The organism is Endozoicomonas sp. 2B-B (assembly GCF_053470045.1).
In genome coordinates this window covers 3,019,351-3,031,128 of the sequence record NZ_JBLZMU010000001.1, presented here as the reverse complement: position 1 = coordinate 3,031,128, position 11,778 = coordinate 3,019,351, and the positions used below count along the sequence as shown (strand labels likewise).

Genomic DNA, 11,778 nt, shown 5'->3' with positions numbered 1-11,778 from the left:
ATCCATGATTCAAGTGCAAACGTTTAAAGCGATTACCTGACATTTGACAATGAGACTTTGATAAAGTTCACCCGTCCGTCTGAAACAGATAACAGGAAAGACGATAATAAGCTGTTGAGGTGAACGTTTTCAGAATAGATCTGAACCTATTCTAAGAATCTGACCTATTTACCAAGTAAGGGGTTTCTCAGGGTTGCTTCATTGATAAAATCTGTATCAATTTTAAGCTCCAGATCTGCATATTGGAAAGCCTGATGATTCTTTGCAATTAAGTCCAGCATGAACTCGCGATCACTCAATAAGGTGTCACTGCCATATTTTAAGACATTAACATCGACAGCCATTAAGCTTTCAATAATGCTTTTATCGCTTCGGATTGTGTTACTGGCATAGGACAGAACTTTTGCACACACTGCAGCAGAGGCCATGACAACATCTCTGTCACTCCTCAGCTTTGCACTCAAAAATTGCAGTTCCTCGGGATGTCGTGAAATGGCCGGTAATACAAAGTCTTTATCATTTCGGACCCGTTGGCTGGCATATCTCAGTCCATACTTAAGCAAGGCATTATTAACCTCTTCTTTATGATCCCCAAGCGGTTGACCCGGTGGCACATAAAACTCCAGTCTGTAACTGTAAGATGGATTGATAACAAAGCATTGATTTTCCAAATCGTACAGTTGCTCAATCAATCGGGTAGCGGTTCTGGGATTTAATAATAAAAGATGATGTAAGAGCTCCGTACGAGTGTTCTCACTGATCTTCATTAACCTTTCCCTCATAGCGTCCCATGGATTCCCCCTGATAAACTTTGACCTCCGACACATACCTAAGTGCCGGGCATGATGAGCAAACTGTTGGTGGTGTGTGCTTAAAAACTGGCAGCACATAGCAGTAACGGACCAAATGCTCCCAGCCCGATAAGCCATTATGAAGAGGCAATGTTGGAAGGCGAATCTATCCGATTCTGTCGCAACATCACGATTAAGACGCTGTGCAAGCAGGTTAAAGTCCCACTGACCTCCTTCAAAAATGGGTCTGGAATTCAAATCAAGATCCAGATCAAACATAGCACGTAACACAATGATCAGTCTTGCAAAGGCATACTGCATGGTTTTACGTAATTTCATTCGGGGGCATTCGACGATCATTTCACCCGCTACGGCGTTGCAACTCAGCTTCATGTTATCGGCATCATTATCCAGTTCAATCTCTCTCAATAATTGCGCCAGAAACCACATACGCCTGAACTTGCCGGGTCTGTCATAGTCATACTTTGCATCAAATTTGTCTGAGAATGTCAGCCGCAAGGTTCGTCCTTTACCCCCATCTGCCTGTTCCAGTAGCTCGATAATGCCCACATGACTTCCCAGCTCCAGGTTAACAATCACGGCTTCATCCATACTGATGACGGTCCCGGAAAGCTCCAGCTCTTCCATAGAGGCTTTGTCGGAGGGTCTCAATAGCGGTGCCTCTTCACCCGGTGTCGTACAATCGACATAGGTGATGTTTTTTTCCCCGGATATCCTGCCCTGACCCGAAGCCAGAGTGACCGGTGCCAATGCTTTTACAAAGCGCTGGTGCAGGGCAAAAATCAGTTCATGGACACTCCGCACCAGATCAGCCTCTTGTGGATTGAGCGCTTGAAGAAAGGATTTTAGCTGATGGCAGTCTGCTATCCACGGACGAAACATTCCCGGGGATAGCTGCCCGTCTTCAGCGACTTGCATTGGCTTAATGATTTTCTCCAGGCCGGACTGGATGGCCTGTTTCAACGCCTCGAAACGGTCGCTCAGTTCCAGCCATTCTTCCTGTAATTGCCTGACCTCAGGTGAACCGCGTTGTCCTGCCAGCTGCAAGAACGCCTGATAGCCAGCCAACAGAGCTTCAGCGCCATAAATCAGCCGATTTACGTCATTCCTGGTCTCAGCCAGTAACTTTGATCGTTGCGGCGACATACTCAATTTTATCGGGTTTACCAGATAATCCAGACCACTGCCGGGGGCAAAAAGTGCCAACAGCCGGGCATTTTGATCCGTGAGCCATTGAAAACCGCTGGCGACCTGACGGAATGTGCCTTCAGATGGAGACAAAGCTTCCCGGGACGGGAAGGCTTTTGTTGATGGTGCATCAGAAAATGCAGAGGACAGGCTTCTGTGACTGGCCAGTTCTTCGCTAAGGTCATCGGCAACAATAAAGGCTCTGGGCTTGCCTTTGAAGCGGCCACAGGCCAGCGTCGTCTGCTGGCCAACCCTGGCAGCCAGGGTGTCAAACTGCCCGCCGGCCAGCATTAAGGGCTTTTTTTCCTGTCTCATGAGTATCGCCACATGATCATTGAATCCTCCTTTTGCAATGACAAAACCTCCTGCCCGCATCAGGAAGCCGGACTCAAGCATCCAGTCTTCGGTGTGCTGCGCCACAACAATGGCTTTATCTGGCATAGCGCCTGCCTCTTGTTTTTTGGCCAGCCAGAGTGGTCCGGTGCAATAGCCTTCGCTGATACCGTCGCCAATGGCCAGTGTCTTTTTGGGTATGGACATGGCAAAATCCATGCCGCCAGAGAGTTGCGTGATGGGGCGCACCTGCAACAGGAACAGGCGACCCTGTTTGTCTATGGCAAACTCCACATCCACGGGGCAGAGCAACAGGTTTTCCAGCTCTGTCACCGCCTTCCTGAGATCTGAAACCATTTCATCAGTGAGTTTCTGTCCACCGTCGTCTGATTGAGCAGCAACATGATCAATTCTTGTTTCCGAATAGCCGTTATTGTTCTTTTGCAGGATAAAGTGAATTGAGATCGTACCGGGAAAGTATTGAGAGCCTGCAGCTGCTTCTTTGCAATCCTCACGATAAATATCAATGCGATGGGGTGTGTTACCGGACTGCCCTGCCACAACACCTCTGGGTTGACCCCGTGTGTACTCAACCCTGACGGTATCATCCTGAAAAGATTGAAAGCTCATGGCGACACCACCGTATTGGCAATCAACGCAGTTTTGGATAATCAACGCCATGGGTTGCGGTATGCCTTCGGGACAAACTTCAGGCCGGTAACCTGAGGCCATGACCTTGAGGCAGGTTCGCAAAATATCCTCTTCTCCCTGAACTAAAGAGAGGTATTTGCCTGCCTGGGCATCGCCGTAGTTATCTTCATTGATGCCGGAACTGCGAACAATAATCGGCTGTGCCATGGAAAGTCGGTCCAGCTGACGACGCAGATCCCTGATTTGCCGGGCCGCTTCAGAATCTTTAACCTGTTCGTAATAGTCATCACTGACAATGAATTCAGCCAAACCCGCCAGCCAGTCATTCCTTTTGGTTGGCTCTGAAGGCAGCAGGGTATTGAGGTATTCCCGGATGTTCGTCCGGCTGGTCTCTGCCTCCGGTTCACGCTCAGTCTTCTTTAGATAGCGGTCTAAACGATGCCTGTCCAGAGGATGTTGCTCAAGAGCATTCATGACTTGCGCAGTGACACATTTGAAGGGTGGAACAAGCAGATCAGCTTTCTTCATGCGCTGCACAAACATCCCCTTGCCCCCAACCTGTTCCCTGCTGAGGGGAAAACAGTCAGCAGCCTGATCTGAATCAGCTGGACAACAGGTGCGCCTGATAAGTGGCTCCGGGTCGGGAATGCCATCGGGATCAGAATGGCCGAGATACCTTTTGGGCACATCATCAGCCCCGATGGATGGACTGCCAGCCCGGGTATTATGATTTGGATTCGTTGTCAGACTCTGAGGATCTGACGTCTCAGAAATAGCAGGTAACATCAGGATATCCCTCTCTAACGTTAACAATGATGTTTTTATAAAGTTCGCCAATCAGCCTGAAGCAAGCAAATTGATCAGGCTATAAAATAAGCTCTTGTAGGCTCATCAAAGTATTTAAAAGGTGAAAATCTTTACAAACAGCTATGGGCTTTGGTTTTTCAGGCTGCTGTTTGTATTACGAACCGGCAAATTCACTACTGTAGTATTTTTCTAAACTTTCCTCGTCTACGTGTTTAACAACACCCCGGTTCCTGTGGATTGCTGACCTGATAAAATCCATATCACGTTTAAGATTATGCGCAACAGATATGAAGGCACGGGAATTATGTGCAATTAAATCCAGCAAATACTTGCGATCATTCAATACCCTTTCACTGGCATAATATAAGTGGTCAATATGCTTATCAATTACCATTTGAATAATGTTTTTATCGCTTCGGATTCTTTCACTTGCATACACGAGAGCCTCTGGATAATCGGTGATGGCAGCCTTTACAACCTCTTCATTATCTTTAATTTTCGGGCCGGCATATTGCAGATAAAAGCCATGTTGGTTGATTGCAGTCATGACGACCTTTTTACTATTCTTTAGTTTCTCACTGGCAAATTCAAGGCATTTGGGACGTGCTGCAATAATTGTTAATATCAGTTCTTTATCATTCCGAAGCTGTTGGCTGGCATATTGCAGTCCATGCTTCAGCAAGGCTTTTGTGATCTTTTCTCTATTATCCGCAAGCGACTGACCCGGTGGAACATCAAAACTTAGCCTGTAACCGTAGGAGAATGGTTTTAGAACATAGCATTGATGTCTCAAATCGGGATAAACATCTTCAACCAATGGAGCAGTCCTTTGGGCATCCAGGTATAACAGATGATGTAAAAGTTCCTTTCGGGTTTGCTCTGTGATTTCATTGCTCATTAATATTTCCCGAAAGTTGTCCTCAGTTTTATCACGAGACTCTTTATCACGAGACTCTTTATCACGACATTCTGCAAACCGTTTGGCATAATGAATAAACTGTTGATGGTGGCTTGGTAATAACTTGAAACAATCGGGAATATAGAAGAAGATTCGTACCTTATAATACATTGCGAAAAGGCAATGTTGAAAGGCGAACCTGTCAGCTTCTGCCGTAATATCGCCATTAAGCCTTTGTGCCAGCAAGCTAAAGTTCCACTGGTTGCCTTCAAAAATGTCAATGTGCAGCATCTTACAATCCAAATCACACATACCACATAACACAGTGAGCAGTTTTTCAACGGCATCCTGCATAGTTTTAGTTGTTTTCATTCGAGTGCATTCGACGATAATTTCTCCCACTACCGCATTGCAACACAGCTTCATGCTATCAGCATCTTTATCCAGTTCGAGCACTTTCAGTAACTGCACCAGAAGCCACATACGCTTTAACTTGGCAGCTGAATCAATACCATCATCTTTATAAAACTGGTCAGAGAATTTCAGCCGCAAGGTCCGTCCTTTACCCCCCTCTGCGTTTTCAAATAGCTCGATAAGACACAGATGACTTCCAAGTTTCAGGTTAACAATCAAAACGCCATCGGCAATGATGACCGTTCCTGAGCACCCTAACTTTTCAATTAATACTTTGCAGGACGGCTTCAATAGCGGCATCTTTTCATTCGGATTACCCGAAACCGCACAATCAACATATTTGATGCTCCCGCTACTGGATTGCCTGCCCTGACCCGAAGCCAGAGTAACCTTCGCCAGGGCACTTACAAAGCGCCGATGCAGGACAAAAATCAGCTCATGAACACTGCGGATCTTCTCAGCCTTCTCAGGGTTGAGTGCCTGAAGACAGGATTTCAGCTGGTGGCAGGTGTCCAGCCACTCAGGAAAAGTTACGGTGGACAACGGCTCTTCAACATCGACTTTCAGAGGAAGCCTGATCGTTTCCAACATTGATCGGATGGTCTTTTTCAGTGTCTTGAAGCGCTTGTTTAATTGCGGTAATTCTGCCAGAGCTGGCTTGATCCAGATTGAATCGCTGTCACCCGATAGCAGCAGGAAGGCCCGGTACCCCTCCAGCAGGACTTCAGCTCCATAGAGCAGGCGTTTTAAGTTGTACTTAGCCTCTGCCAGTATCTCTGATCGTTGTGGCGACATGCTCAGTTTTACCGGATTTGCCAGACAATCCAGTCCGCCTCCGGAGGCAAAAAATGCCAACAGCCGGGCATTTTGATCCGTAAGCCATTGAAAACCGCTGGCGACCCGGTCGAATGTGCCTTCAGGTGGCGACAAATCCTCCCGTGACGGGACGGGTTTTGTTGACGATGCATCAGAAACAGCTGAAGTCAGGCTTCTGTAACTGGCCAGTGTTTCGGCAATGTCACCGGCAACAATAAAGGCACCGGGCTTATTTTTAAAACGGGCGCAGGCCAGCGTCGCCTGTTGACCATCCTGAGCGAACAATGCCGAATATTGGCCACCAGCCCGCATCAAGGTTATTTTTTCCTGTTTCATAAGGATTGCTACATGATCATTGAATCCTGCTTCGGCCAGGACAAAACCCCCAACCCGTTTCAGAAACTCAGGCACAAGCATCCAGTCTTCAGCGTGGTGGGCCACGACAATGGCTCCCTGTGGCATAGAGGCTGCCTCTGGTTTTCTGGCCAGCCAGAGCGGTCCGGTGCAGAAGCCTTCGCTGACGCCCTCGCCAATGGCCAGGGTTTCTTTGGGTATGGGCATAGCAAAAACCATATCGCCAGAGAGTCGGGTAACAGGACGTACCTGCAACAGGAACAGGCGATCCGAATGATCGATGGCGAACTCGACATCCACGGGGCAGAACAACAGTTTTTCCAGCTTTTTCACCAGTTTCCTGAGTTTTGATACCATCTCATCACTGATTAGCTGCCCGCCGTCGTTTGCCTGGACATCGACAGCATCCATTCTTTTTTCCGAATAACCGTTATTGTTCCTGTGCAGGGTAAATTGGCTTGAGATAGTCCCGGGAAAATATTGATAACTGTCAGCTCTTTTTCGACCCTTGCGACTAATATCAATGCGGTGAGGCGTGTTACCAGACTGCCCTGCCACTGCACCTCTGGGTTGACCGGGTGTGAACTCAACACTGATGGTATCATCATCAAAAGATTTATAGCTCATGGCGACCCCGCCGCATCGGCAATGAATACACTGCTGGATAATCAGTGCCATGGGTTCTGGTATGCCTTCGGGACAGACTTCAGACCGGTAACCTGAGGCCATGACCTTAAGGCAGGTACGCAAAATATCCTCATTTCCCTGAACCAGTGAAAGGTATTTGCCCGCCTGGGCATCGCCGTAGTTATCTTCATTGATGCCAGAACTGCGGACAATAACCGGCTGTGATATGCAGAGTCTGTCCAGCTCATGGCGCAGCCCCCTGATTTGCCGGGCCGCTTCAGACTCTTTAACCTGTTCGTAATAGTCATCACTGACAATAAATTCAGCCAGACCCGCCAGCCAGTTGTTCCTTTTGGTTTGCTCTGAAGGCGGCAAGCTATTGAGGTATTCCCGAATGTTCGTCAGGCTGATCTCTGCCTCCGGATCATAAACAATCCCGGGGAAATAGCGGTCTAAAAGCCGGGTATCCAAAGGCTGTTGTTCAAGCGCATTCATGACCTGAGCTGTCACACATTCGAAGGGTGGAACAGGCAGATCGGCTTTCTTCATACGCTGTAAAAACATTCCCTTGCCGCCAACTTGTTCCCGGCTGCAGGGAAAACTGTCAGCCGCCTGATCTGAAACAGGTGAACGGCAGGAGCGCATGGTTAGCGACCTTGGCTCTGGAAAACTACGGGTGCCATGGTCACTAAAATGCGTTTTGGATGAACTACCAGCCCTGCTGGATGAACTTCCAGTCACCGTATTCTGATTTGAATTTGCTTTCGGAGTTTGAGCATCAAATGTAGTGGGAAACATCAAGATATCCTTCGTGTATTAACATTCATCCATTATTCACTAACAGCTAATTAATAAGCCTCTTTCTTTGACAATGATGTTTTTATAAAGTTCACCCGTCACCCGTCAGGCTAAAACACGCAAAAAAACAACAACAAGCCGACAACACAGCTTGCACTGACCAACCTTGTCTGAATCGATCAGTTTTAACTCGCAGGCTTCTTCACGTATCTTTGAACTTCGGCGTTTTTCCGGATTGCCACCTCAATAAAGGCCCTCTCACGAAGAAGCTCTTTGTAGGCATATTTAACAGCAAGAGCATTATCTTTAATTAAGGCCAGCATAGACTTGCGATCACTCAATATCCTGTCACTGGCCCATGACAAGCGATCAATATCATCAGCAATCACCCTTTTAATAATGTTTATATCGCTTCTGATTCTCCAACTTGCAAAACGAAAAGCTTTCGGATGCGAAGCGAAAGCGGTCATTACAACTTCATCATCATCCCGCATTTCCTCGCCGGCATATGCCAATCCAATGCCAGATTGAGTAACGACAGACATAACGATCTCTTTATCATTCCTCAGTTCTTCACTAGCATATGTCAGGTCACCCGGATGCACTTTAACTGTTGCCAATACAAGCTCTCTATCATCTCGAACCCGCTGACTGGCATATTCAAGCCCATGCTTCAGCAGATTTTTTTTAATCTCTTCTCTACCACCCGGAAACAACTGACCCGGTGGAACAGAAAACCTTAGCTCGTAGCTGTAAGCCGGGTCGATAATAAAGTAATCATTTCTCAAATTGGGATACTCATCTTCAACAAACCAAATAACCTCTTGGGGACGTGATAATAAAAGATGAAGTAACAATTCCCTGCGGATGTTTTCAGCCATCTTATCACTCATTAGCACTTCCACAGAATACGAAAAAACTAACTCTCGACACTGATCAATAAACTGTTGTTGGTGATGGCTTAATAAATGGTAGAAAACGGGGGTTGTTCTGTCTTCTCTATATAAATCACTGGCTATCAAGAACAGGATATGTTGAAAGGAGAATCTGTCAGTTTCAGTAACCGCATCACTATCGAGGCGTTGTGCCAGCATGTTAAAGTTCCACTGTTCTACTTCATCTCTTTCAAAAATAGCGCTGTCCGCCAAGTAAAGATCCATGTCACGGGTAGCACGCAACGCTGTCAACAGTTTTCCAAAGCCCTCCTGCATGGTTTCAGGTGATGTCATACGGGCACATTCGACGATCATGTCTCCAGCTATGGCGTTAAAACTGACCTTGATGGTTTCGCCCTCTTTATTCAGTCCGATCGTTTTCAGTAACTGCACCAGAAACCACATACGTTTTAAAGCACCGGGATTGTCACTGCCATCAGGTTTATCAAACAGGTCGGAGAATTTCAGTCGCAGGGTATGGCCTTTTCCCCCTTCTGCGTCCCTGAATAGCTCAATAACGGCCACATGATAGCCAAGCTTCAGGTTAACAATCAAAGCATCATTCATACTGAGAACAGTCCCTCTGCGCCCTGATTGCTGGATGGATGCTTTGTCGCACGGTCTTAAGAGCGGTGCTTCTGCACCTGGAGTCGTGCAATCGACATAGGTGATCCTGTTTTCCGTAGATATCCGGCCCTGACCCGAAGCCAGAGCGACCGGTGCCAATGCCTCCACAAAACGCTGATGCAAGGCAAAAATAAGCTCATGAACACTCCGTACCTGCTCAGTCTCCCTGGGGTTAAGTGCCTGAAGAGAGAATTGCAGCTGGTGGCAGTTAGCCACCCACTGACGAAAAGCTCCCGTGGATAACTGCTCTTTTTCATCGGATTGCAGGGAACGGATGATCGTTTTTAACCCTGATTGGATGGTCTCTTTCAGCGTCGCGAACCGGTTGATTAGCAGCTGCAACTCATTCAGCAATGGCTGCACCTTTTGTAATTCTTTGTCACCCGCCAGGTTCAGGAAGGCCCGGTAACCCTCCGACAGTGCATCGGCCCCATGAATCAGCTGATTGATGTTGTCACTGGTCTCTGCCAATAGCTCTGAGCGTCGTGGCGACATGCTAAGTTTTATGGGGTTTGCCAAACAATCCAGTCCCCGGCCGGGGGCAAAGAATGCCAACAAACGGGCATTTTGATCGTTGAGCCATTCAAAACCGCTGGTGACCTGGCGGAATGTGCCTTCAGGGGGGGACAAATCATCCCTTAACGGGATGGCTTTTACTGACGGCAGATCAGCAACAGCAGAGGACAGGCTTCTGTGACTGGCAAGTTTTTCGCTCATGTCACCGGCAACAATGAAGGCTCCGGACTCACCTTTGAAGCGGGCGCAGGCCAATGTCGCCTGATGGCCATCCCGCTCGGCCAGGGTCGTAAACTCTTCGCCGGCCAGCATAAAGGGTATTTTTTTCTGTCTCATAAGGATGGCCATGTGGTCATTGAATGCACCTGAGGCAAAGACGACACCTCCAGCCCGATCCAGACATTTAGACGTAAGCATCCAGTCTTCAGCATGTCGGGCCACGAGAATGGCTCCCTCTGGCATAAAGCCTGCCTGTTGTTTTTTAGCCAGCCAGAGTGGTCCGGTGCAATAGCCTTCACTGATGCCCTCGCCACTGGCCAGGCTGTGTTCGGGCATGGACATGGTAAAAACCATGTCGCCAGAGAGTTGGGTTATAGGGCGCACCTGCAACATGAACAGGCACCCCTGATGATCGATAGCAAACTCTACATCCACGGGGCAGTTCAACAGGTCTTCCAGCTTTGCCACCACGTCCTTAAGTTGTGAGATTATGTCGTTACTGAGTATGTGGCCATTACTGAGTTTTTGACCATCGTCGTCTGATAGCGCATCCCCATCATCAATTCTTATTTCCGAATAGCCGCAATTATCTGTGTTTTTGTGCAGAATGAAGTGGCTTGAAATCTTTCCGGGAAAGTATTGAACGTTTTCGGCGCCTGCTTTGCGAGAAATATCAATACGGTGGGGCGTGTTACCGGACTGTCCTGCCACTACCCCCCTTGGCTGACCGTGTGTGAACTCAACCCTGAGGGTATCATCATCAAAGGATTGAAAGCTCGTGGCGACTCCGCCTTGCAGGCAGTCAATACACTCCTGGATAATCAGCGCCATGGGTTGCGGTATGCCTTCGGAACAGACTTCAGGCCGGTAAGCTGAAGCCATGACCTTGAGACAGGTTCGCAAAATATCCTCATCTCCCTGAACTTCCGAGAGGTATTTGCCTGCCTGGGCATCGCCGTAGTTGTCTTCATTAATGCCGGAACTGCGGACAATAAGCGGCCCTGATGTTGATAGTCCGTGATCTCTGATGTGTCGGGCCGCTTCAGAATCTTTAACCTGCTCATAAAAGTCATCACTGGCAATAAATTTCGCCAGACCTGCCAGCCAGCACTCTCTTCTGGTTTGCTCTGAAGGCAGCAACGCATTGAGGCGTTCCCTGATGTTCGCCAGACTGATCTTTGCCTGCGGTTCATCGCCGATCCCGGGGAAAAAGGGTTCCAGACCCTGGCTATCCAGAGGGTGGTGTTCAAGCGCATTGGTGACTTGGGTTGTCACACACTGAAACGGTGGCACAGACACACCAGCTGCTTTCATGCGCTGCAAAAACATTCCCTTGCCGCCCAGTAATTCCCGGTTGGCAGGAGAACAATGAGCAGCCTGATCTGCAACAGGTGTGCTGCATTTGCGCTTGGCTAGTGGCGTTGCGTCGGGCTCGCCAATAGGTTCAGGGTCACCAAGATACATTTTGGCTAAACGATCAGCCAAAATCTCCTGATCGGGGAGAGTAGCCAGGCTTTGAGAACCTGATCTGTCAATATTTACAAGTGGCAAAGGTAGCATAGTGATATCCCTCTCACGTTAATATTCATCCATGATTCAACAGCGAGTCATTATCATTGGTTTGACAAGAATATTTTTATAAAGTTCCACCATTAGCCTTAAGCACATAACTTAATCAGGATAAAAGATGGAGCATTCCGAACTTATGCGCCAGACCATTACTCCACAAATGCAGCTTGGCTAGGTTGATATCTCTGCCATTACATTCAATCTCAGTTAATCT

Annotated in this window: 3 protein-coding genes; all 3 read right to left on the bottom strand. The window is 47.9% G+C overall.

Annotated features, from left to right (window positions below):
* Window positions 1–164 precede the first annotated feature (164 nt).
* The gene (locus ACOMHB_RS11785) at window positions 165–3,770 is read right to left on the bottom strand and encodes a PEP/pyruvate-binding domain-containing protein (RefSeq protein WP_448216752.1); all 3,606 of its coding nucleotides are present in this window, start codon (window positions 3,768–3,770) and stop codon (window positions 165–167) included.
* 175 nt (window positions 3,771–3,945) lie between these two features.
* On the bottom strand, window positions 3,946–7,698 hold the full coding sequence (locus ACOMHB_RS11780) for a PEP/pyruvate-binding domain-containing protein (protein ID WP_448216751.1): 3,753 nt from the start codon (window positions 7,696–7,698) through the stop codon (window positions 3,946–3,948).
* 185 nt (window positions 7,699–7,883) lie between these two features.
* Window positions 7,884–11,555 (bottom strand): DUF4116 domain-containing protein, encoded by a 3,672-nt coding sequence (locus ACOMHB_RS11775; protein WP_448216750.1) that lies wholly within the window; start codon window positions 11,553–11,555, stop codon window positions 7,884–7,886.
* Window positions 11,556–11,778 lie beyond the last annotated feature (223 nt).

Excerpts from the sequence above, each read along its gene's own strand:
- ACOMHB_RS11785 (WP_448216752.1), bottom strand. The coding sequence starts at position 3,770 with ATGTTACCTGCTATTTCTGAGACGTCAGATCCTCAGAGTCTGACAACG.
- ACOMHB_RS11780 (WP_448216751.1), bottom strand. The coding sequence starts at position 7,698 with ATGTTTCCCACTACATTTGATGCTCAAACTCCGAAAGCAAATTCAAAT.
- ACOMHB_RS11775 (WP_448216750.1), bottom strand. The coding sequence starts at position 11,555 with ATGCTACCTTTGCCACTTGTAAATATTGACAGATCAGGTTCTCAAAGC.